Origin of the sequence: Blastomonas fulva, from assembly GCF_003431825.1 — a bacterium.
GTDB lineage: Bacteria > Pseudomonadota > Alphaproteobacteria > Sphingomonadales > Sphingomonadaceae > Blastomonas > Blastomonas fulva.
Genome location: NZ_CP020083.1, coordinates 1,402,501 through 1,424,821 on the forward strand (window position 1 = coordinate 1,402,501; position 22,321 = coordinate 1,424,821).

Annotated in this window: 23 protein-coding genes (1 of these 23 cut by a window edge); 9 read left to right on the top strand and 14 right to left on the bottom strand. The window is 65.2% G+C overall.

Annotation, left to right across the window (positions count from 1 at the left end; translation table 11 throughout):
- Positions 1 to 120: the 3' portion of a molybdopterin-dependent oxidoreductase gene (locus B5J99_RS06575; protein WP_117351943.1), read on the top strand. It extends 657 nt beyond the left edge of the window; only the last 120 of its 777 coding nucleotides appear in the window; its start codon lies beyond the left edge, outside the window; the stop codon is at positions 118 to 120.
- Between the two features lie 15 nt (positions 121 to 135).
- Here the strand turns inward: B5J99_RS06575 and B5J99_RS06580 are convergent, their stop codons facing one another.
- The 7 genes from B5J99_RS06580 to B5J99_RS06610 form a co-directional block, all read right to left on the bottom strand.
- Positions 136 to 1,299 carry an MBL fold metallo-hydrolase gene (locus B5J99_RS06580; RefSeq protein ID WP_117351944.1) on the bottom strand — a complete coding sequence of 388 codons (1,164 nt, stop codon included), beginning with the start codon at positions 1,297 to 1,299 and terminating at the stop codon, positions 136 to 138.
- The gene (locus tag B5J99_RS06585) at positions 1,299 to 2,006 is read right to left on the bottom strand and encodes a DUF1013 domain-containing protein (RefSeq protein WP_054136048.1); all 708 of its coding nucleotides are present in this window, start codon (positions 2,004 to 2,006) and stop codon (positions 1,299 to 1,301) included. Before B5J99_RS06585 ends, B5J99_RS06580 begins: the two co-directional genes overlap by 1 nt.
- A gap of 271 nt (positions 2,007 to 2,277) precedes the next feature.
- Positions 2,278 to 3,615: a tetratricopeptide repeat protein gene (locus B5J99_RS06590; RefSeq protein ID WP_245991772.1), complete on the bottom strand. Its 1,338-nt coding sequence runs from the start codon at positions 3,613 to 3,615 to the stop codon at positions 2,278 to 2,280.
- Position 3,616: 1 nt separating this feature from the next.
- A complete protein-coding gene (locus B5J99_RS06595; protein WP_231684088.1) occupies positions 3,617 to 4,342 on the bottom strand; it encodes a DUF4331 family protein in 726 nt (241 codons plus the stop codon).
- Between the two features lie 5 nt (positions 4,343 to 4,347).
- On the bottom strand, positions 4,348 to 4,998 hold the full coding sequence (locus tag B5J99_RS06600) for a hypothetical protein (protein WP_069051224.1): 651 nt from the start codon (positions 4,996 to 4,998) through the stop codon (positions 4,348 to 4,350).
- A 117-nt stretch (positions 4,999 to 5,115) separates the two neighbouring features.
- Positions 5,116 to 6,141: a glycosyltransferase family 4 protein gene (locus B5J99_RS06605; RefSeq protein WP_069051987.1), complete on the bottom strand. Its 1,026-nt coding sequence runs from the start codon at positions 6,139 to 6,141 to the stop codon at positions 5,116 to 5,118.
- 29 nt (positions 6,142 to 6,170) lie between these two features.
- The gene (locus B5J99_RS06610; RefSeq protein WP_082382432.1) at positions 6,171 to 7,109 is read right to left on the bottom strand and encodes a UDP-2,3-diacylglucosamine diphosphatase; all 939 of its coding nucleotides are present in this window, start codon (positions 7,107 to 7,109) and stop codon (positions 6,171 to 6,173) included.
- A 211-nt stretch (positions 7,110 to 7,320) separates the two neighbouring features.
- Between B5J99_RS06610 and B5J99_RS06615 the strand changes: the two genes are divergently transcribed.
- Positions 7,321 to 8,016 (top strand): hypothetical protein, encoded by a 696-nt coding sequence (locus B5J99_RS06615; protein ID WP_117351945.1) that lies wholly within the window; start codon positions 7,321 to 7,323, stop codon positions 8,014 to 8,016.
- Positions 8,017 to 8,042: 26 nt separating this feature from the next.
- Here the strand turns inward: B5J99_RS06615 and B5J99_RS06620 are convergent, their stop codons facing one another.
- Positions 8,043 to 9,062 (bottom strand): NAD(P)H-quinone oxidoreductase, encoded by a 1,020-nt coding sequence (locus tag B5J99_RS06620; protein ID WP_117351946.1) that lies wholly within the window; start codon positions 9,060 to 9,062, stop codon positions 8,043 to 8,045.
- Between the two features lie 87 nt (positions 9,063 to 9,149).
- On the opposite strand from B5J99_RS06620, the gene B5J99_RS06625 reads away from it, so the two are divergent.
- The 3 genes from B5J99_RS06625 to B5J99_RS06635 all read left to right on the top strand — a co-directional run bounded on the left by B5J99_RS06625 (position 9,150) and on the right by B5J99_RS06635 (position 12,390).
- Positions 9,150 to 9,350, top strand: coding sequence for a DUF1192 domain-containing protein (locus B5J99_RS06625; protein WP_117351947.1), 201 nt, complete (start codon positions 9,150 to 9,152; stop codon positions 9,348 to 9,350).
- A 268-nt stretch (positions 9,351 to 9,618) separates the two neighbouring features.
- Positions 9,619 to 11,955, top strand: a complete 2,337-nt coding sequence (clpA, locus tag B5J99_RS06630; protein WP_117351948.1) for an ATP-dependent Clp protease ATP-binding subunit ClpA — start codon at positions 9,619 to 9,621, stop codon at positions 11,953 to 11,955.
- 42 nt (positions 11,956 to 11,997) lie between these two features.
- The gene (locus B5J99_RS06635) at positions 11,998 to 12,390 is read left to right on the top strand and encodes an acyl-CoA thioesterase (RefSeq protein WP_117351949.1); all 393 of its coding nucleotides are present in this window, start codon (positions 11,998 to 12,000) and stop codon (positions 12,388 to 12,390) included.
- 131 nt (positions 12,391 to 12,521) lie between these two features.
- Here B5J99_RS06635 and B5J99_RS06640 read toward each other — a convergent pair whose 3' ends face one another.
- From B5J99_RS06640 to B5J99_RS06660, 5 genes are all read right to left on the bottom strand, one after another.
- Positions 12,522 to 13,286, bottom strand: a complete 765-nt coding sequence (locus B5J99_RS06640) for a LytR/AlgR family response regulator transcription factor (RefSeq protein ID WP_054136040.1) — start codon at positions 13,284 to 13,286, stop codon at positions 12,522 to 12,524.
- Complete coding sequence (locus B5J99_RS06645; protein WP_054136056.1) at positions 13,276 to 14,382, bottom strand: sensor histidine kinase; 1,107 nt, start codon at positions 14,380 to 14,382, stop codon at positions 13,276 to 13,278. Before B5J99_RS06645 ends, B5J99_RS06640 begins: the two co-directional genes overlap by 11 nt.
- A gap of 110 nt (positions 14,383 to 14,492) precedes the next feature.
- Positions 14,493 to 16,220 (bottom strand): gamma-glutamyltransferase, encoded by a 1,728-nt coding sequence (gene ggt, locus B5J99_RS06650; RefSeq protein ID WP_117351950.1) that lies wholly within the window; start codon positions 16,218 to 16,220, stop codon positions 14,493 to 14,495.
- Positions 16,221 to 16,262: 42 nt separating this feature from the next.
- Positions 16,263 to 16,469, bottom strand: coding sequence for a DUF2061 domain-containing protein (locus B5J99_RS06655; protein ID WP_054136038.1), 207 nt, complete (start codon positions 16,467 to 16,469; stop codon positions 16,263 to 16,265).
- A gap of 181 nt (positions 16,470 to 16,650) precedes the next feature.
- Positions 16,651 to 17,682, bottom strand: coding sequence for a quinone-dependent dihydroorotate dehydrogenase (locus B5J99_RS06660; RefSeq protein WP_117351951.1), 1,032 nt, complete (start codon positions 17,680 to 17,682; stop codon positions 16,651 to 16,653).
- Between the two features lie 117 nt (positions 17,683 to 17,799).
- Here B5J99_RS06660 and B5J99_RS06665 point away from each other — a divergent pair, with 117 nt between their 5' ends.
- Both B5J99_RS06665 and B5J99_RS06670 read left to right on the top strand, forming a co-directional pair.
- Complete coding sequence (locus B5J99_RS06665; protein ID WP_117351952.1) at positions 17,800 to 19,605, top strand: DUF885 domain-containing protein; 1,806 nt, start codon at positions 17,800 to 17,802, stop codon at positions 19,603 to 19,605.
- Positions 19,606 to 19,905: 300 nt separating this feature from the next.
- Positions 19,906 to 20,745 (top strand): AraC family transcriptional regulator, encoded by an 840-nt coding sequence (locus B5J99_RS06670; protein WP_162892487.1) that lies wholly within the window; start codon positions 19,906 to 19,908, stop codon positions 20,743 to 20,745.
- Positions 20,746 to 20,759: 14 nt separating this feature from the next.
- Here B5J99_RS06670 and B5J99_RS06675 read toward each other — a convergent pair whose 3' ends face one another.
- Positions 20,760 to 21,188, bottom strand: a complete 429-nt coding sequence (locus tag B5J99_RS06675) for an ATP-binding protein (protein ID WP_117351953.1) — start codon at positions 21,186 to 21,188, stop codon at positions 20,760 to 20,762.
- Between the two features lie 44 nt (positions 21,189 to 21,232).
- On the opposite strand from B5J99_RS06675, the gene B5J99_RS06680 reads away from it, so the two are divergent.
- Both B5J99_RS06680 and B5J99_RS06685 read left to right on the top strand, forming a co-directional pair.
- Positions 21,233 to 21,667, top strand: a complete 435-nt coding sequence (locus B5J99_RS06680) for a FecR family protein (RefSeq protein ID WP_054136033.1) — start codon at positions 21,233 to 21,235, stop codon at positions 21,665 to 21,667.
- Positions 21,664 to 22,266 (top strand): OmpA family protein, encoded by a 603-nt coding sequence (locus tag B5J99_RS06685; RefSeq protein WP_069051233.1) that lies wholly within the window; start codon positions 21,664 to 21,666, stop codon positions 22,264 to 22,266. The genes B5J99_RS06680 and B5J99_RS06685 overlap by 4 nt, the downstream gene beginning before the upstream one ends.
- Positions 22,267 to 22,321 lie beyond the last annotated feature (55 nt).

Below are 22,321 nucleotides of genomic sequence, written 5' to 3' on the forward strand. Positions count from 1 at the left end.
TACAAGCACGCCAAATACATCCGCCGCATCGAGGCCGTGGCCGATTACCGCCTGAGCTATGGCGGGGGCGGCGGCTATTGGGAAGATGCCGCCGGTTATGAGTGGTATGCTGGAATCTGACGCCGGCACAAAGGCTCAGGCTGAATACCAGCCCACGCCGTCGCGCACCGTGCAGGTTGCGCGGCCAGCGCACTCCAGATAGCGCAGATGCGCCATCGCCTCGCCGGTGGCGATGCCATAGACGGTGTCGTCCACCTCGCGCGCGAACAGGATCGAGAAGGTGTCGACCGCGCGCATGGCGCGCTGCTTCAGCGCGTCCTCGAGCACGTTCAGCCGGTCGATATGCCCGTCGCGCAGCGCATCGAGCCGTGCGTGCACGCCGGTGAACGGAAAACCGTGGGCGGGCAGGATGAGTTCGTCACCGCTGAGCGCGGCCCTGAACTTGGCGATGCTGTCGAGCCACTCGCGCAGCGGGTCAGCATGTGGTTCGCTGGTCATCACCGAGACGTTGGAGGTGATCCGCGGCAGGATCTGGTCTCCGGCGATCACCACCTGGCCTTCGCGGTCGACCAGACACGCATGCTCGGGGGTGTGGCCGCCGCCGGTCATCACCGTCCAGGTGCGCGCGCCGATGGCGACATCCGCGCCATCGTCGAGCCTTGTGTGGCTGACCGGCACTTCCGAGACCATCCGCGCGAAATTGCCCCAGCCCTTCTGGCGCATCTGTTCGATGCGGGCATCGTCCCAGCCCGCCATGCGCATCTGGTCGAGCGCTTCTGCGGGCGGTTCGGCTCGGACATCGGATGTCAGCATCCGCGCCATCAGCCATTCGGTGCGGTTCATCCACAGCCCGATACCGAAACGGCGGCACAGCCAGCCGGCGGCGCCGACATGATCGGGGTGGAAATGGGTGACGAACACGCGGGTGATCCGCCGGCCCTGCAGGCCGCTTGCGAACAGCGATTTCCACGCGTCGGTCGATTCGGGCATGTACAGGCCGGTATCGACGATCGCGACGCCATCACCCTGCTCGTCGCAATCGTCGAGCAGCCAGATGTTGATATGGTCGAGCGGCCCGGGGACGGGGAGGCGGGTCCAGCCCAGCCCCGGCGCAATGGCGAAATATTCGCCATAGCCGGGCGCATGATCGCCCAGCGGATAGGTCAGCCCGCGGAATTCCTTCGCCTCCAGACCATGATCGGCGAGCGAGGCATCGTAGGCGGGCGGCCCGGCGCGCGTAGCGAGGGCGTCCGGGGTCAATGCGTCCGGTACCAGTGCGTCCGGCGCCAGGCCCTCCATCAGGCGTGGTCGCCTTCGGGCCGGCTTTCCGTTCCGGCGAGCAGCGCCGATTCGATCTCCGCTTCGCGCGCGGCATCCTCGGCGGCCTTGTTGGCGGCGCTGCGTTCGGCGCGCAGCTCCTCGATCAGCGCCTCGCGGTCACCTCCCAGACGGGTGTCGGTCTGCACCTCTTCGGTGATCCCGGCCTTCTTGGCGGCCTTGGCGACGATCGCATCGAGCTCGCGCTGCGAGCACAGGCCCAGCGTCACCGGGTCCTTGGGCTGGATGTTCGAGATGTTCCAGTGGCTGCGGTCGCGGATCGCGGCGATGGTGTTGCGCGTGGTGCCGATCAGCTTGCCTACCTGTGCGTCCGAAATCTCGGGGTGGTTGCGCAGGATCCAGGCGATGCCATCGGGCTTGTCCTGGCGCTTGGAAACGGGCGTATAGCGCGGACCCTTGGTGCGGCGGACCTGCGCCGGGCCGACCTGGATCTTCAGGCGATACTCGGGATCGGCCTGGCCCTTTTCGATTTCGCTGAGCAGCAGTTCGCCCGCGCGCACCGGATCGCGACCGGTGTACTTCGAACTGGCGAGGTCATCGGCCATCGCCTGGACTTCCAGGATGTGCAGGCCGCAGAAATCGGCAATCTGTTCGAAGCTGAGGCCGGTATTGTCGACCATCCAGGATGCGGTGGCGTGCGGCATCAGCGGCTGGGGGTTGGCAGACATGCGCGTTTCTCCAAAAAATATGGCCACCCCTTGCGGGGTGGCCGTGTAACAGGCAGCGTATATGACAAAGCGCGGCGTGGAGCAAGCTGTACGCGCATGCGCAGGGCTGTTCCTGTCCCGTACCGACATAGGCGCTCGCTTCGTGCGCATAGAAATCGAAGGTTACCTGATCGTGCTGCCCGGCAGGATTGCGGGTTGTGGTCATGGCGCAAGACTAGCCGGTTCGATCGCGCCGTGCATCAGCCAAGCGCATCCCGCGCCGTGCGCTGCTTCACGCCAGCGGGTTCAGCGCCCGCGCGCGGCGGCGCTGTTCTGCGGCCTTTTCGGCCATGCCGCTGGCTTGGTAGATGTCGGCAGCGGCGGCGTGCAGATCGGGCGTGCGCCAGCGCGAGGCGAGCACCTGCTCGATCAGCGTGCGCGCCTGCACCACCTGTCCGTTGCCGAGCAATGCGCGGGCGAGCGCGATCTTGGCCTCGCCATACGGGCGCGCTTCATGGTTGCGCTGCGCCAATGTCAATGCACAGGCCCAATCCTGCCGCGCGATGCAATGGTCGATCGCATGGCCATAGGTCGCCTGCGGAAACTGCTGCAGCCTTTTGGTCCAGATCGCCCAGGACCGGGCATAGAGGCGTTTCGCCTCGGCGGTGTTGCCGCGCGCCTCGGCTATACCCGCCAGCGCGTCGATGAATTCGGGGTGGCCGGTGCGACGGACGATGTCGCGGTACAAGGCCTCGGATTTCGCCGTCTTGCCCTGCAGGTTCAGCACCTCGGCGATATGCTCCTCGATCAGCCAGCGGCCCGGAAACAGCGCGTCGGCCTTTCTGAAATGGCTCATCGCCTCGTTGAGCCGCCCGCGATCGAGATCGAGAATGCCGCGCTGCAATTCCATATAGGACCGCGTCTGCGGGGTGGGCGAGCGATACGCACGCTCGGCCTCGACCAGATAGGCATCGGCCTGATCGACATCGCCGGTCCGCGCAGCGAAGATCGCGCGGCGGAAGCTCGCCGAGCCGGGGACCAATGCGTCGGCCTGATCGTAAAGCGCGAGCGCAGCCTGATAGTCGCCGCTGTAAAAGGCGATGTCGCCGCGCATCGCGGCAATCTCGGCGCGATCGCCCGATTCGGGCGGGACGGCATAGCCATCGATCGCAGCGAGCTGGGCCTGCGCCTGTGGCAGCCGGTGCATGCTGAAATCGAGCGAGGCCTGCATCAGATGCGGCCCGCTGCCCTGCACCGCCACTTTGAACGCGGCCTCGAGCGCCTGGCGCGCGGCGGCGTAATCGTCATAGGATCCCGACAGCTGCGCCCGCGCCAGCACCTCGCTCGCGTGGATCTCGTGCATCAGCCACTGGTCGGGAGCCGCCTGCGCGGCGGCGCGCGCATTAACGATGGCGCGGTCCGAGCGTTGGATCGCATCGCGATAGCTCCGCGGCGGGCCCTCGCCGGAAAAGGGCGATTCCCCCCAGGCGATGGCCTCGGGGGTCGCATCGTCGGCGGTGAAGCGCTCGGTGGCCCACAGCGCACCGATCACCACCGCCGCCAAGATCCACCATTTCAGCGCGGCCAGCACCGGGACGATGCCCGGGCCATTCAAGCGTGCTGTCTGCATCTCAGCTGGGTCTGGCGCACAGGCTCAGCCCCAGCCGGGTGAAATCATCGGCCAGCGCATTGGTCAGGATGGTGAGCGTGCCCGACAGTTCGGGCACCCATTTGCCGGTCGCGTCGATCGTCGGGGTGTCGTCGTTATAGCTGTTCTTGTTGGGGTTGCCCGATATCAGCGCGGTCGACACCGCCGGCATGCCCGCGCGGTCAACCCGCGTGTACGCCGATGGCAGGTCGGTGCGGAAGGTGAAGTTGGTGCCCGCGCCGCCCGACGTCGGCGGAGCGCCCAGCGGCGCTGCCAGGAACGGGAAGGTAGTGAGCAGCGGCTGGTCGGCCCGGTTCGGGTTGACCGGAATCGCTGCGAAAGTGGTGGCCGGATGCCGTGCAAGATCGAGGAAGATCACCGCGAGCGTCACATCGACCACCGGATCGAGAAACCGGCGGCCATTGGGAAAGCCCGCAGGCTGGTTGAGATCCATCTGCAACACGTCTGGTACCACTAGATTGGCCACCGTGCGGCCAGGAACGACAGTCTGGTTGAGGCAGGGGGTGACGTTGAAGCTGGTGGGAACCGGGGTGGGCGTCGGTGTGGGCGTTGGGGTCGGCGTCGGTGCCACGGCAACCGGCGGTACGACAACGGCGTTTTCGACCGGGTCATTGCTGCCGCAACCGGCGAGCAGGGCGGATGCTGCCAGGACTCCGGCGAGCGCGAGCGAGGATGGGATACGTGCCATGGCGATCAGCTCCTGATCCGTGCGGACGACGTCCAGATGTCGAGCGGTTGTCCGCGATCGATCAATCCGCGGGGAATCGCGATGACGACGAAGGTCGTGTTGAGGTTGGCGAACCGGTTGCGCGTGTTGCTGAACGACAGATTGCCGGTAGCGCGCGAGTCGCGCAGCCCCTGCGGATCGAAATTGAACGGGTCGTCAAACACGCCTGCGCGCACAGTGATGCCGTTGTTGGTCATCAGGTTGCGCTCGACCGGACCGCGCAATGGGCCGGCCCCTGGCAGATTGCGCACCTCGATGCCCGGGTTCACACCGTCGCGGCCGAACCGGATTTCGATCGGGATCTCGATGTCGGTGCGCGTGCCGGTGTTCGATACATTGATCGTGTAGAGAACGTCGGGATCGTAAAAGCCCGGCAGATTGGTGGCGGAGGGGCCGCCAAATCCGATTGCCACATAAACGTTGGTCACGTCGTGAAAGGCAAACAGGTCGGAGATATCCGCAGCGACATCAAACCCGACGGTGTTGGTGTCCGATCCCGTGCGCGCAGGCGGATCGAAGTGATCGGCCGCCTCAAGCGCCTGATGGCCTGCAAAGGTGACCGCGCCCACCATGAGCGCGCACGGCAGTGCGGTCTGCAAAATCCATTTGATGGTCATATTCGCCCCTGTTTTTGGTGAAAAAACCTAACGGGCGACCCGAATCGAACGTACGACAAACAGCGACGGTTGCCAAATGCTATCTCCGGCCAGGCACTTTTGACGTCGCGGCCACCTTCATGCCGCCAGCGCGACCGGTGCTGTGATCGGGACCAGCGCGTTCAGGAACTGGCGGGTGCTCGCTTCCCAGGTGAAGCTGCGCCCGGCGCGGGCACAGGCCTGGCGGTCGAGCCGCAGCGCGCCCGCAATCGCCCGGGTGAGGTCCTCATCCATCACCCCCGATGCCGACGCCAGCACATCGAGCGGGCCCGAGACGGGATAAGCGGCGACCGGGGTGCCGCAGGCCATCGCCTCGATCATCACCAGCCCGAAGGTATCGGTGCGGCTGGGGAAGACGAACACATCGGCGCCCGCATAAAAGCCCGCCAGCGCGGCGCCCGTTTGCGCGCCGACGAAGTGCGCGTGCGGATAGGCGCGGGCCAAAGCCTCTCGCGCCGGGCCATCGCCCACCACCACCCTCGATCCGGGGTGCTCGCTGGCGAGGAACGCCTCGATGTTCTTCTCCACCGCAACGCGGCCGACATAGAGCTGGATCGGCCGGGGGAGGTCGGCATAGAGCGCAGGCACGGGCGCGGACGGGGTGAAGCAGGCGAGGTCCACGCCGCGACCCCAGTGCACCAGCTGGTGCAGCCCCTGCGCGCGCAACTGTGCGCGCACCGTCTCGGTCGACACCAGGATTGCGGTGGCCGGCGCGTGGAACCAGCGGATGAACGGCCAGAAGACGCTGGCGGGAAGCCCCGTGCGCCGTGCGAGATAATCGGGAAACTGGGTGTGATAGGCGGTGGTAAAGGGATAGCCATGGTTCAGGCAGAAACGCCGCGCGGCGATGCCCAGCGGCCCTTCGGTGGCGATGTGCACTGCATCGGGGGCAAAATCGGTGAGCCGCGTGCCCACGCCGTGCCGCGTCGCCAGCGCCAGCCGGATTTCCGGGTAGGAGGGGCATGGGATCGAGGCATATTGATCGGGCGAGATGACCAGCACGTCATGGCCCAGCGCGCGCAACCGGTCGGTGACCGAGGTCAGCGTGCGCACCACGCCATTGACCTGCGGCGACCAGGCATCGGTGACGATCGCGATCTTCACGCCAGCGCTTCTGGCGAGGCTGCCCATGCTCACGCGGCCTGGGGCTGCAAGGCGCCGCGCGCCTGCTGGTCGGTCTCGGCGGCCTGGCGCTCGGCCATGATGTCGGCCCAGTGCAGCACCTCCATCCGCCCGTCGAAATGCTCGACCAAGGCGGTACAGCCCTCCACCCAGTCGCCGTCGTTATAGTATTCGACCCCGCCGATGGTGCGGATGTCGGCAGTGTGGATATGCCCGCACACCACCCCGTCCACGCCGCGCTCGGATGCGGCGCGCGCGACCAGTTCCTCGAAGCGCGAGATGAACTCGACCGCATTCTTGACCTTGTGCTTGGCCATCTTGGACAGCGACCAATACGACAGGCCCAGCCGCTGGCGGACCCAGTTGACCCACAGGTTCATCCCCATCAGCGCGTGGTAGAGCGTGTCGCCGACGAACGCGAGCCAGCGGTGCGCGAGCATGATGGTGTCGAACTCGTCGCCGTGCAGCACCATCAGCCGCCTGCCATCGGCGGTCTCGTGGAACGCGGCGCGGCGGATCTCGACCCCGCCGAAGTTCAGCCCGGAAAACTGTCGGAACATCTCGTCATGGTTTCCGGGGATGTAGACGATCCGCGTGCCGCGCTTGGCGCGCTTCAGGATGCGCCAGACGATATCGTTGTGCGCCGGCGGCCAGTAGAACTTCTTCTTCAGCCGCCAGCCATCGATGATGTCGCCCACCAGATACATGGTGTCGCTGTCGACATGGTCGAGGAAATCGATCAGCAGGCTGGCGTTGCAGCCCTTGGTGCCCAGATGCACGTCCGAAATCCAGATGGTCCGATAGCGGCGGCGCGCCTCGAGCGGTGGTTCGGGGGTGTAGGGCTGGCCATCGGGGAAGCCTGCGACATTGTCGAAACCCCCTCCGACCCCGCTGCTGCCGTGACCATCGATCAACGCGCTGATCTGATTGCTGAAGTCGTCCAGTGCCATGCCGGTTGATGCTCCCGTGCGGAAAAGTTTTTCCCTCGGGACCACGCCAATGGGCGTTTAATGTGACATCTGGAATCGCATAGCGATGACGGCTTTGTGACAAGAAGGGCAAATGTTCCGGTCCGGCACAGCCTATGTCGGCAGGTGCGATCACCATTTCTTTACGCGTCTGAATTATCCCCGGCGAGCAAACAGCAGGCGGAGTGTGTCCATGCGGCCATTGACCATCATGTTCGGGCTGATCGTCGGCGCAGGCGGATTGGCGGGGGGCCTGTCCGGTGTCAACGGAGGGACCGAGGACTTTTCGGTCACCGTCAACGATAGCCCGCAGCTGGTCTATTCCGCCTTCAACACCGCAACTGGCTATGGCTCGGCGCTGCGCGATTCCGAGCTGATGTCGCTCGACAAGGATGTCGTGATCACCCGCGAGGATGGCAAGGCGATCACCTGGCATGTCCCTTCCAGTGCCGATTCCGACGGCTCGACGATCACGCTGAGCTTCGTGCCGGGGGATGATCCGGGCAAGACGGTGATCCGCGCAACGGTCGATGTCGCTCCGGTGAAGGACGTCCGCAACACCCGGCTGGTCGTGTCGGAAGACAGGGTCGCCGGGATCCTCGAAGAGGCGGTGCGCGATGTGGCGACAGACCTCGACCGCGACATGAGCTATCGCGAGTCCGGGCGAACCTTCAACGGCGTGCTCGATCTGGTGGCGATCGCCACCAACCCCGGCATGACGCAATCGCTCAACCGCGCGATGCTGGACGCGTTCGGTGGCAATGGCGGACCGTCGAAACCCAAAGGCTATGGCGAACGCGACTATGGCAAGCCCGATGAATATGGCGAGCCGACCGATAACTTCGGCGCGCCGATGATCGATCCGGGCGATACCACGGCAGGGTATTGAGCGGTAAGGAGGCCCGGCGGACGCGGTCAGCCGATCTCGAGCACGATCTTGCCGACCAGATCACCCGATTCCATCTGCGCATGCGCCTTGGCGGCGTCGCGCAGCGGATAGCGGCTGTGGATAATCGGGCTGAGCTCGCCGGTGGCGACGAGCGGCCACACCTCGCGTGAAATCTCGTCGGCGAGCAGCGCCTTGAAGCTGTTCGAGCGCGGGCGCAGAGTCGATCCGGTCAGCGTCAGGCGGCGACGCATGATCTCCAGCACCGAAATCTCGGCCTTCATGCCGCCCTGCACCGCGATGGTGACGTTGCGGCCATCATCGGCCAGGCACGCCATGTTGCGCGGCAAATAGCTGCCGCCGACCATGTCGAGCACGATCTCGACGCCCTTGCCGCCGGTGAGCGTCTTCACCTCCTCGACGAAATCATGCGTCTTGTAGTTGATCGCATGCGCCGCGCCGATCTTCAGCGCTGCGGCGCATTTGTCGTCGCTGCCGCAGGTGACGATGACCTTGAGGTCGAAAAGCTTGCCCAGCATGATCGCCATCGATCCGATGCCGCTGGTGCCGCCATGCACCAATACGGTCTCGCCATCGCGGGCATAGCCGCGCTGGAACAGGTTGTGCCACACGGTAAACAGTGTTTCGGGGAGCGCCGCAGCCTCTGCCATCGAGATGCCCGACGGAACGGTCAGGCAATGGTCGGCGCGCGCGACGCAATATTCGGCATAGCCGCCGCCTGCGACCAGCGCGCAGACCGGCTGGCCGATCATCGCATCGTCCGTATCGGGTCCGACCGCGACCACGGTGCCGGCAATCTCCAGCCCGGGAACATGCGGAGCGCCCGGCGGGGGCGGATAGAAGCCCTGGCGCTGGATGACATCGGGGCGGTTGACGCCGGCTGCTTCCACGCGAACCAGCACCTCGCCCTGCGCAGGGACTGGAACCGGCATCTCGACCGCCACCAGCACCTCCGGCCCGCCGGGCTCGGCATAGTCGATGGCCTGCATGACCGTTGGTATCACTGTGGCTGTTGCCAAAGCCGACATGCTTTGCCCCCTGTTTGCGTGCGCCGTCAGCGGATTAGCGCCCGGTCATATTGACAGTTAGCCTGTCCGGGTCAACACTAAGCTCCGATGGAACCCGATGAGAGCCTCTCCCGGCTGCGCGCCGATGCTGCCCAGAAACTGGGCAGCGAGGATGTCGATGCCTATTCGCTGGACGAGCTCGACACCCGGATCGCGCTTTGCCGCGCCGAAATCGCGCGCTGCGAGGCGCGCAAGGCCTTTGCCACGCGCCACCGCGCCAGTGCCGAGGCGCTGTTCCGCAAGAGCTAGCTGCAGCACCCCGCTTTGAGCGGACGCTGCCGGCATACCCGAAAACGGCCCCTTCCCATGTGGCATGGTCCTTGCTGGTATTATTCTTGAGCTTGGGCTTGCGCCCGGCTGGATTTGGCGAGACACTCGCCTATATTATCAGGTGGAAGCGCCCCGGAGTGGACTTGGGGCATTGGCAATGAGGCGCTTGACCAAAGAGGCCCGGCTCTTTTTCCGGGCACACTGATTGAAAGACCGGGCCTTCCGCCCGGCGCGGAGTATCGCTGCTATGCCGTCCTTTGCCGAATCCCTCGAAAAAACGCTGCACCAGGCGCTGCACAATGCCGCCGACCGCCGCCATGAATATGCCACGCTGGAGCATCTGCTGCTCGCGCTGATCGACGATGCCGATGCCGCGCAGGTCATGCAGGCCTGCGGCGTGGACCTTGGCGAGCTGGGTGATGCGGTAACGCACTATCTCGACAACGAGCTGGACTCGCTCAAGGTCGCCGAAAAGACCGATCCGGCGCCGACTTCCGGCTTCCAGCGCGTCGTTCAGCGCGCGATCCTGCACGTCCAGTCCTCGGGCAAGGATGTCGTCACCGGCGCCAACGTGCTCGTGGCGCTGTTCTCCGAGCGCGAGAGCTACGCCGTCTATTTCCTGCAGCAGCAGGACATGAGCCGTCTCGATGCGGTGAGCTATATCAGCCACGGCATCGGCAAGGGCGGCCAGGCGGTCGAGCAGCGCAGCCCGCGCGGCAGCGAGGAACCGCAGGAAGAAAAGCAGGACACCTCTGGCAAGCAGAAGAAGGACAGTGCGCTCGACCAGTTCACCGTCAACCTGAATGCGCGCGCGATGGCGGGCAAGATCGATCCGCTGATCGGTCGTGGTCCCGAGGTCGATCGCACGATCCAGATCCTGTGCCGTCGTTCCAAGAACAACCCGCTCTATGTGGGTGACCCCGGCGTCGGCAAGACCGCGATCGCCGAGGGCCTGGCGCGCAAGATCGTCGAGGGCGATGTCCCCGAAGTGCTCGAAAAGGCGGTGATCTACTCGCTCGACATGGGCGCGCTGCTGGCGGGCACCCGCTATCGCGGAGACTTCGAGGAGCGGCTCAAGCAGGTCGTCTCCGAGCTCGAGAAGATGCCGCACGCGGTGCTGTTTATCGACGAAATCCACACCGTGATCGGCGCTGGTGCCACCAGCGGCGGCGCGATGGATGCCTCGAACCTCTTGAAGCCGGCTCTGTCGGGCGGCACGATCCGCTGCATCGGCTCGACCACCTACAAGGAGTTCCGCAACCACTTCGAAAAGGACCGCGCCTTGCTGCGCCGGTTCCAGAAGATCGACGTCAACGAGCCGACCATCGAGGACACGATCAAGATCCTCAAGGGTCTGCGCAGCGCGTTCGAGGATCACCACAAGGTCAAGTACACGCCTGAGGCGATCAAGACCGCGGTCGAGCTTTCGGCGCGCTACATCAACGACCGCAAGCTGCCCGACAAGGCGATCGACGTGATCGACGAAGTCGGCGCGATGCAGATGCTGGTTCCGCCCAACAAGCGGCGCAAGATCATCACCGCGCGCGAGATCGAAAGCGTGATCGCGACGATGGCACGCATCCCGCCCAAGTCGGTGTCGAAGGACGACAAGAAGGTGCTCGAGCATCTCGACCGCGACCTCAAGCGCGTCGTGTTCGGCCAGAACAAGGCGATCGAGGTGCTGTCCAGCGCGATCAAGCTGAGCCGTGCGGGCCTGCGCGATCCGGACAAGCCGATCGGCAACTATCTGTTCTCCGGCCCCACCGGCGTCGGCAAGACCGAGGTTGCCCGTCAGCTCGCCAGCATCATGGGCATCCCGCTGCAGCGTTTCGACATGTCGGAATATATGGAGCGGCACTCGGTCTCGCGGCTGATCGGCGCGCCTCCGGGCTATGTCGGCTATGATCAGGGCGGTCTGCTCACCGATGCGATCGACCAGCAGCCGCATTGTGTGCTGTTGCTCGACGAGATCGAAAAGGCGCACCCCGATCTGTTCAATATCCTGCTGCAGGTGATGGACAACGGCAAGCTGACCGACCACCACGGCAAGACGGTCGACTTCCGCAATGTCGTGCTGATCATGACCACCAATGCCGGAGCTGCCGACATGGCGCGTGAAGGCATCGGCTTTGGCGATGTCAGCAAGGAGGATGCGTCGGACGAGGCGGTGAAGAAGATGTTCACCCCCGAATTCCGCAACCGTCTCGATGCGGTCGTTCCGTTTGCCTATCTCGGCACCGAAGTCGTCGCACGCGTCGTGGACAAGTTCATCCTCCAGCTCGAACTGCAGCTGGCCGAACAGAACGTCCACATCCGTCTAGACCAGGCGGCGCGCGACTGGCTGTGCGAGAAGGGCTATGATCGCCTGTACGGCGCACGTCCGATGGCGCGGCTGATCCAGGAAAAGATCAAGCAGCCGCTGGCCGAGGAACTGCTGTTCGGCAAGCTGGTGCAGGGCGGCGAGGTCAACGTCCATCTCAAGGATGGCGCGATGGCCTTCGAGATCGTCCCCGCTCCGCCCAAGGCACCCAAGGCCCGCAAGCCGAGGGCCGCCAAAAAGGCCAGCGACACCAAGGCCGACTGACAATATGGCCCGGCTGACACACCATCAGCCGGGCCTTTTTGTATGAACAGCTTCGAACGCACCTTTACCGCCGAGCCGCAGCACATCGATGAGCTGGGCCATGTCAACAATGCCGTCTGGGTGCAGTGGCTGCAGGAGCTGTCGGTGGCGCATTGGCAGGCTGCGGCTGACCCTGCGCATGTCGATGCCTATTTCTGGGTGATCGTCCGGCACGAGATCGATTATCGCGGCAACATTGCGCTGGGCGAGCAGGCGGTGGGGCGGACCTGGGTCCCCGGCACCCCCAAGGGCGCGCGCTTTGCCCGGCATGCCGTGTTCAACGATGCGAACGGGCGCGCAATTGTCAGCGCGATTTCAACCTGGGCGATGCTCGACAAGGCGACCGGCAGGCCCGCGCGTGTGACTGCGGATATCGTTGCCGCGTTTCAGGAGTAACCCCGGCATCCTTCCCAGCCGGTCCCCTGCGGAGGCAGGGGGCCATCTCCTGGCAGGTGAGAGATCGGCAGGGCAGGTGATGGGCCCCCGCCTTCGCGGGGGATCCGGGAGGGGGGGAGCCGCCGCGCGCCCTACCGGCCCGCCATTTCCTTCACCCGCGCCAGATACGTCCGCCCGACGCGCAGTTCGCTGCCATCGGCGAGGCACGCGAACCACACGCCGCCGCCATTGTGGCGCAGCGAGGTGATGTAGTCGTGGCGCACGATGTGCGAGCGGTGCAGCCGGACGAAGCGCGAAGGGTCCAGCCGCTCTTCCAGCGTCTTGATCGTCTCGTGCATCAGATAGCTGCGGGTGCCGACGTGCAGCCGCATATAGTCGCGCTCGGCATCGATCCGCTCGATCAGGTCGGCATCGATGCGCTTGAGTTCGGAGCGGTGCGGGACCCAGAATTCGCGCACCCAGTCCTGGCTGGCGGGCGGCGCATCGGGCACGGGGTTGGAGAGCACGAAGTTGCGCCGCTCCATGACGCGCGCGACCGCTCGCTCCAGTCGGTCGGTGGCGACGGGCTTGAGCAGATAGTCGATCGCCGCCAGATCGAACGCCTCGACCGCGAACGCCTGATAGGCGGTGACGAAGATGATCGCGGGCGTCTGGTCCATCTTGCCCAGCGCGCGGGCGACACCCATGCCGTCCAGCCGGGGCATGTTGATGTCGAGGAACACCAGTTCGGGGCGCAATTGCTCGGCCAGCCGCAGCGCCGATTCGCCGTCGCTGGCGGTGCCCACCAGGCTGATCTGGCCCAGCCGCGCGCACAGCAGCTGCAGGCGTTCGACCGCAAGCGGTTCGTCGTCGACGATCATGGTTCTGAGCGGTGCGGTATCGGCCTCAACAGTCATGGCGCACCGCCGGCAGGGTCAAATCCACCACAAAGCCTCCTTCAAACGGGACATGCCATTCGATCCGCGCCGCGCTGCCGTACCGGGCATCCAGCCGGTCGCGGACATTGGCAAGGCCGATGCCGCTGCCCTTGTCCTGATCCGAGGGGATGACATCGCCGTCATCGCTGACGATGATGTTGAGCACATCGTCCACCTCGCGCGCGGTGATGCGGATCGTCACCGGGCGGGTGGCGCGCGCAACGCCGTATTTGATCGCGTTCTCGACCAGCGGCTGCAGGATCAGCCCGGGCACGCAGCAGCTCATCACCGCATCGGGCACGTCGATCTCGATCTTCAGCCGGTCGGGAAAGCGCACCGCCTCGATCGCCAGATACAGCTGCTGCAGCTGCACCTCGTCGGCCAGCGGCACATCGTCCAGCGGATCGCCGGTCAGGCTGGTGCGATAGAAGGTCGACAGGTTCATGATCATCGACTCGGCCTCTTCCGGGCGGTTGCGCAGCACCAGGGTAGACAGCGAATTCAACGTGTTGAACAGAAAATGCGGATTGACCTGATAGCGCAAGCTGCGCAGCTCGGCCTGCTGCGCGGCCTGGGCAAAGCGCGCCGCACGGCGCTCGGCCGCGCGCACTTCGCTGGCATAGCTCAGCGCCAGATAGAGCATCGCCCACGACATCAGGAAATAATAGCTCGAGATCGCGAACTCGAGCACGATGGCGAGCGGATCGATCTCGGCGATCTTCTCGCGCAGTTCGCTGTCCTCGAACACGCTGATCGGATCATAGACGTTGAACGCGAAATAATTGAACGACGAGATCGCCAGCGCCGCGGGGATCGCGCCGATGCACGCGGCGATGATCCGCGGGGTCAGCGGTTTGTCCTCGAACCAGCGCAGGCCCAGATACAGCGCAACATTGGTGACGATGCCGAACACGGTCACCGCCACCCGGCGGATCACCAGCTCTTCCTGGGCGGGAAAATCCAGCACCGCCGCGCGCAGCGTGACGATGATCATGTAGAACAGCCAGAATCCCAGGATCGAAAGCAGGGCGACCTGCTGGTCCACCCGGGGCCGGGCATGGCGCGTGGCAAGCATTTTCATCGGCGACAGTCTTAACCGCAGATGACTGACATGTCTTTACCGCCGCCGCCTGCTGGTCGAACAGGGGGAGAGGTTGGTCGAAAGCGCAAGGTTCGGGACGGGCGTCACTCGGCCAGCGCGACACCGGGACTGCGCGGATCGGCATAGCCGGTCCAGGCCTTGCCATCGAACTGCGCCGCGTTGAGCTTCGAGCCCAGGTCACTGACCACCACCGGCTGGCCCATCGCGGCAAGGTCCTTGCTCATCGCGCCCAGCCCGGTGTCCTTTTCGACGATCAACGAGCCGTTGCCGAAATAGATGTTGGGCAGCGCGAGCGCGTCGCCTGCGGGCAGGCCGAAATCGATCACCCCGATCAGCGCCTTTGTCACGTGCATGATGATGCGCTTGCCGCCTGCCGAGCCAACGGCCAGCACCGGGCGATCAGCAGCGTCATAGACGATGTGCGGTGACATCGAGGACAAAGGGCGCTTGCCCGGCTGCACCCGGTTGGCGACCTTCATCCCGTTCTTTTCGGGCGCGAAGGTGAAGTCGGTGAGCTCGTTGTTGAGGAAATAGCCGTTGGCGATCAGCTGGCTGCCGAACGGGCCTTCGACGGTCGAGGTCATGCTGACGACATTGCCCGCGCCATCGACCGCGACGAAATGGGTGGTGCCGGCAACCTCGCTCGAGATCGCGGCCGTGCGCGGCTCGGCGCCCGGCGGGGTGCCGGCTTCATAGCGACCCAACGCCTTGGCGGGATCGATCGTTGCGGCGCGGATGGCGACATAGGCGGGGTCGAGCAGGCCGTTGACCGGCACCGAGACGAAATCGGGATCGCCCAGATACTGTTCGCGATCGGCATAAGCGAGCTGCATCGCCTCGCCGATCAGATGCCAGGTCTTCGGGTCGTCCTTGCCCATGCCTGCGATATCGTGCGGCTGGAGCATGCCCAGGATCTGCTGCACCGTGGTCGCGCCCGAAGAGGGCGGGCCCATGCCGCAGACCTTGTAGCCGCGATAGCGCGAACACACCGCTGGGCGCTCCTTGGCGGTATAGGCGGCAAGGTCGGCCAGCGTCATCTTTGCAGGATTGACCGAAGCCTTGCTCACCGCATCGACCAGTGCCTGGCCATGCTTGCCGGTATAGAAGGCGTCCGGCCCGCCCTTGGCCACCGCGCGCAGCAGCTCGGCAAGCGCGGGGTTGGTCACCCGCTCGCCCGCTGCCTTGGGTCCGGTGGCGTTCCAGTAGATGCCGCGCGCATCGGGGAAGCGCGACCAGATCGGCGCAAGCCGCTTGAGGGTGCCGGCCAGCACGTCGCTCACCTCGAAGCCTTGGTCGGCCAGCCGGATCGCGGGCGCAAACAGGTCCGCCCAGGGCAATTTGCCCCATCTGGCGTGGGTCATCGCCATCAGCCGGATGTTGCCGGGAACCCCGACGCTGTGGCCGCCCTGAAAGGCATCGATAAAGGGCAAGGGCTTGCCGTCTGCGCCCAGCAGCAGCGCCTCGCTGGCCGAAGCCGGTGCCATTTCGCGCCCGTCGATGGTTGCAAGCGTGCCGGTCGCGGCATCGTGATGCAGCAGCAGTCCGCCTCCGCCGATCCCCGAGCTTTGCGGCTCGACCACGGTCAGCGCGAGCATCATCGCCATCGCGGCATCGGCAGCCGACCCGCCCTTGCGCAGGATCTCCTGGCCCGCTGCGGTTGCGCGCGGATCGGCCGAGGAGACCACGCCCTTGCCCTGCGCCGCGGTTGCGGACGAGCGGGCGGGCGCGGGTGCCTGCGCGTGGCCGGCGATGGAGAGCGTGGACAGGGCGAAGGCGGCTGCAACGAGCAGCGTGTGGGGGAATGCGGTCATCGCTGCGTTATAGCGCGGGGATGGGGGGCGGCAAGCTCTGCCTCAGGCAAGCGCGACCGCCGCGCCACCCTCGGGCTTGGCCGCCCAGAGCTTCTCGTGGAAGAAGAACGCCACCGCGTTGACCATCGGCTCGATGATCGCAAGGCCGCCAGCGATCTCGAGCGATCCGGTGAACGCATAGGCGACAGAAAACCCAATGGTGAGATGCACCGCCAGATAGCTCAGGGTCTTGGCAATATCGTGGGGCATGGTCGAACTCCTGTCATGCGGTAACAGGCTATTGATAATCATTCGCATATTACTGCGCCAATGAAGGTTTTGGGGTGCAGTGATCGAGTGGGACGATCAGTTGTGCGGTTCAACACGGGAGCGTAGCTCATGCGGCCGCGTTTGCGGTTCCCCTGCACAGGGGACCGGCTAGTGCAAAATATCAATCGATCCCCACAGCCTCGCCCAGCGTCGCAAAACCATCCCGCTTCAGGAGTCTCTTGAGGCCCCGGTTGATCTGCGCGGCCAGTCCCGGACCTTCGTACACCAGTGCCGAATACAACTGCACCAGCGACGCGCCCGCGCGCACCCGGGCATAGGCGTCTTCTGCCGATGCGATGCCGCCGACGCCGATCAGCGGGATCGCGCCGCCGCTTGCGGTCCGGAAATCGCGCAAGCGCTGCTGCGCCAGATCGCGCAAAGGCGCTCCCGACAGCCCGCCTGCTTCGCCCGCATGCCGCGAGCGCAGCGCGGGGCGCGAAATGGTGGTGTTCGAGACGATCAGCGCATCGAGCCTTTTGTCCATCGCAATGCGGGTGATGTCGTCGATATCGGCCGGCTCCAGATCGGGTGCGAGCTTGAGGAACACCGGGCAGGGGTTGCTCCCCCGCGCCTCGGTCACCGCATCGAGCAGCGCCGAGAGCGCGCCAGCGTCCTGCAGCGCGCGCAGGCCCGGGGTGTTGGGCGAGGAGATGTTGACCGTGAGATAGCGCGCCAGCGGCGCCATGATCCGCGTCATCGTCGCATAATCGGCGATGCGGTCTTCGGAATTCTTGTTGGCGCCGATGTTGACGCCGATGATCCCGGCGTTCGATCGGCCCGCGACCAGCCGCTCGACCACTGCGCCTGCGCCTTCGTTGTTGAAGCCCATGCGGTTGATCACCGCCTTGTCCTCGACCAGCCGGAACAGCCGCGGGCGCGGGTTGCCCGCCTGGGGCAGGGGGGTCACGGTGCCGATCTCGATAAAGCCGAAGCCGAAGCCGAACAGCGCATGCGGCGCTTCGGCATTCTTGTCGAAGCCGGGGGCCAGACCCACCGGCGCGGGAAAATCGATCCCCGCGACCCGCATCGCCAGCATCGGATCGGCAGCGGGCGGAGCAGAAGCCGGTGCAAGCCGCAGCGCCGCCAGCGTCAGCCGGTGCGCGGTCTCTCCATCGAGCAGGAACAGGGCGGGCCGGGCGAGCGAAAACAGCATGGTCAGCCTATGGCTTTGCGACGGGCCGATGGTCAAGCGCCCTGCTGGCGGTTTACCCTTGGCGGCCAAGTGTATACGGTTTGCCTAAACCATCACAGAATAACGGAAAGTCGTCTTATGGCCCTGCGTACCCTAGCCACCGCCCTGTTGCTTGCCGCCAGCCCGCTGGTGCTGGCCAGCCCGGTCGCGGCCCAGACCGCCCCTGCAGCCAGGGCCAACAGCGCCGAGCTTGCCGCGTTCTTCGAGCAGGTCGATGCCGATGGCCTGGCGCAATCGCCGCAGGGCAAGGCCTATCGCGGCATCCGCGACGCCGATTACGGCAAGTGGAACGATCCGTCGGATGCCAAGGCCGTCGCCGATTTCGAGCGCGGACAAAAGGCTCTGGCGACGATGAAGGCGCGGTTCGACCCGGCGAAGCTGAGCACCGAGGACGCGCTGAGCTACCGGTTGTTCGAATATCAGGCCGAGCGCGCCGCCAAGGCGTACCCGTTCCGCCGCAACGATTATGTCTTCGACCAGATGAACGGCGCGCAGAGCCAGATGCCGGCCTTCCTGATCAACATCCACCGCGTTGCCAGCAAGAGCGATGCCGAGGCCTATGTCGCACGGCTGCAGGGCATCGGCCCCAGGCTGGACGGCCTGATCGCCGAGTCGCGCACGCGGGCGGAAGCGGGCGTGATGCCACCCAAATGGGTCTATCCTTTCGTCATCGATGACGCACGCAACGTGATCAAGGGCGCTCCCTTCGATGGCGGCGCGCCCTCGACGCTGCTCGCCGACCTCAGCAAGAAGGTCGAGGCGCTCGACATCCCGGCGGCCGACAAGGCCGCGCTGATTGCCGCGGGCAGCGATGCGCTGCTGACGAGTGTCAAGCCGGCCTATCAGCGGCTGATCGCCGAGATGGAGCGGCAACAGGCCATCGCCCCTGCCGAGGATGGCGTATGGCGCTTCAAGGACGGCGCGGCCTATTATGCGCAGCTGCTTGCCAGCTACACTACCACCGATCTCACCCCCGATCAGGTACACCAGATCGGGCTCGACAATGTCGCGCGTATCCACGGGCAGATGCGCGAGATCATGAAGACGGTGGGCTTCACCGGCACGCTGCAGGAATTCTTCGCCTTCGTCCGCACCGACGACCGCTTCTATTTCAAGACGCGCGAGGACTATCTTGCGGCGGTCGACACCAAGCTGAAGGCGATGACCGCCAAGCTCCCCGAATATTTCAACACGCTGCCCAAGGCGCCGCTGACGGTGAAGGCGGTCGAGGCGTTTCGCGAGAAGTCCGCAGGCAAGGCGTTTTATCAGAGCCCCGCGCCCGATGGGTCGCGCCCCGGCACTTATTATGTGAACCTCTACAACCTCAAGGACATGGCCTCGACCGAGCTTGAGGCGCTGGCCTATCATGAGGGGCTTCCCGGCCACCATCTCCAGCGCGCGGTGCAGACCGAACTCGGCGATCTGCCGCCGTTCCGCCGCTTTGGCGGGGTTACCGCCTATACCGAAGGCTGGGGCCTGTATTCGGAAGAGCTGGGCAAGGACATGGGCTTTTACCAAGACCCCTATTCGGACTTCGGCCGGCTGGGCATGGAACTGTGGCGCGCCTGCCGTCTGGTGGTCGATACCGGCATCCATCACAAGCGCTGGAGCCGCGAGCAGGCGATCGGGTACCTGACCGAAAACACCCCCAATCCCGATGGCGATATCTCCAAGGCGATCGAGCGCTATGTCGTTTATCCGGGCCAGGCCAACGCCTATATGATCGGCAAGCTCAAGATCATGGAACTGCGCGAACGCGCGCAAAAGGCGCTGGGGCCGAAGTTCCAGTACGGCCGTTTCCACGACGCGATTCTCAAGAGCGGACCGGTGCCGCTGACGGTGCTGGAGGAGCGAATCGACGGCTGGATCGCCAGCGGTGGCTGATTCGCGCCATTCCTGAACGGTTCGGGACTAGCGGGCAGATTTTGCACGATTTTTCATCGTGTCGAATCCATCCAATCATCCCCCCCGATCATCCCCTATAGCCCGTTTGCGACCCGAAGGGCTCAAGGCAGCGATGCCGAGAGTTCTTTTCCTAACGGCGATCCTGCCCTTGTGGCGGGATCGCTTTTTTTTTGTGCTCCATTCGGTCTATAGGCCTTGCCGGGTCGACGAGAAAATAACACCGGCACGGGGACAAGCGGTCAATCCGCTGCTGCGTTGCACGGGGAAATGGGGCCGCGCATGCCGAACCTGCAATATGCTCTTCCGGACGAATCGCTCCGCGAGTTTGTCTCGGTCTATTATCTGTTCGATAGCCCTGAACCTTATGTCATGGACGGCGAGCGCGCGGCCATTGCGCAGCTTCGGCTGGGCACCTGCGGGCGCGTGACCATGCATTTTCCCGATGGATCGAAGACGCAGATCAGCGGTGCCGCGCTGATGGGGCCGACCACCGCGGCGGTGAAGTTCGAGATCGAGGGCCCGTTCCACATGTTCGGCCTGGGCATCACCGCAGCCGGATGGGGCGCGCTGACCCAGCAGAGCGCGGCGCAGTATCTCGACCGAATCGTGCCCGCGGTCATGGTGTTCCCCAATATCGAGCAGCGGCTCGAAGAGGTGCGCGCGCTCGATTCGCTGCCCGCGATGTGCGCCGCAGCCGATGCGATCCTGAAGCCGATCATGCAGGAGGCCAATCCGGAGATGGTCGCCTTCACGCGGATGGTCGACCAGTGGCTCGCCTCGAGCGTCTCGCCGATGGTGACCGAACTGCACGCGCAGACCGATCTGTCCGAACGCCAGCTGACCCGCCGGGTGAAGCAGCTCTACGGCATGCCGCCAAAATATCTCTCGCGCAAATATCGCGCGCTGCGCGCCGCGCGGGCGCTGATCGACGCCCAGCCGGACGAGGCCGACTTCCTGCGCGATGCGTTCTACGACCAGTCGCACATGATTCGCGAGCTCAAGCTGTTTGCAGGGACCACGCCGACCAGGCTGCGCACCGGCGAGGGCGAGCTTGCCCGGCTGATCGATCAGCGCGGCCGGCTCAAGGGCAGCATCAACCCGCTGGTGGCCGATACCTGATAGAGCCCGCGCGCTCAGTCGCGCAGTTTCATCTCCAGCCGGTTGACGCCGTCTTCGCTGCGATAGTCGATGATGTCCGCCCAGGCGCGGATCAGCGCCAGCCCGGCGCCGCCGCCCCGCTCGGCATTGGGCATCTCGGCCTCGCTGTCGCTGTCACTTTCCATGCGCGGATCGAACGGCTGCCCCGAGTCGCACAGGCAGATGGTCACCGCGTCGCTGCTCCCCTGCAGCGTCAGCGTGCCCGAAAACCCCGGGCGGACCTCACCATGGTCGTAAAGATTGGTAACTGCCTCTTCCGCCAGGATCGCAAGCTTGGCGCGCTGCTGCGGCGGCAGCATGTTGGTTGTGCAGAACAATTGGACCAGCGCCACCGCACGATGTATCGATTCGGGACCATTTTCGTCCAGGTCGCACGAATGCGGATTGAAATTGCGCCGGATCATGGCTGAGGTTATGCCATGATGGCGGGCAAGAGGGGATGCATATTATGAAGTGCGGACTGCTTGTTACATTTTCACTGCTGGCGATGGTCGCACAACCGGCCTGGGCGGATATCGGCCGGGTCAAGAAGACCACCGGAACAGCCTCGATCGAGCGCAAGGGCGCGCGGGTGACACCCGCGGTCGGCACCAGCCTGCTGCCCGGCGATGTGCTGGTCACCGGCAATGGCGGCCAGATCGCGGTGACGTTTGCCGACAACACCCGTTTTTCGGTCGGACCCAACAGCCGCATCGCGGTCGACAAGTTCGATTTCGACCGGACCACCCGATCGGGCGCGTTCGAGACCCGGGTCGAGAAGGGATCGCTCGGCGTCGTCTCGGGCCAGATCGCCAAGTCGCGGCGCGACGCGATGAAGGTGCGCACGCCGACATCCTTGCTCGGGGTCCGCGGCACCCGCTTCATCGTGAACGTGCCTGAATGATGCGGCGCGCTGCTTTCGGAGCGGCGCTTGCCGCATCTGCCCTTTCGGCCTGTGCGGGTCCTTCGCTGCTGCTGCTCGACAACGAGGACGGGTCGTCCGAAGGCGCGCTGGCGGTGATCGACGAGGGGTGCGGCAACCCCGATGGGTCGACCATCGCCGGGTCGTTCACCCGCACCAAGCTCACCGGCTGCGCGCCGCGGCCCAAGGGTGTCGGGGCCGATGGTCTCAAGCCCGACGAGCGCGCGCTGATCAACGATCTTCCGCCGCCGCCTGCGCGCTTCATCATGTATTTCGTTCCCGACACCACCGATCTGGCACCGGGGTCCGAAGGCATGATCGAGGCGCTCGACCGCCACTTCAAGGCACGCCCCGGCGCCGAGATCGAGATCATCGGCTATACCGACACCGTGGGCAAGGCGGACTACAACCTCGTGCTCTCGCAAAAGCGCGCCGAGGAGATCAAGGGCAGGCTGGTGCAGATGGGCTTCCCCACCGGGGTGATCACCACCACCGGGCGCGGCGAGACCGAACTGCGCTTCCCCACCCCCGACGAGACCGAGAACGGCGGCAACCGCCGCGTGGAGATCATCGTCCGCTGAAGGTCTGCGCTTGCCACGCGGCGCAGGGGCATTACGACCGTGCCCACACGCTTGT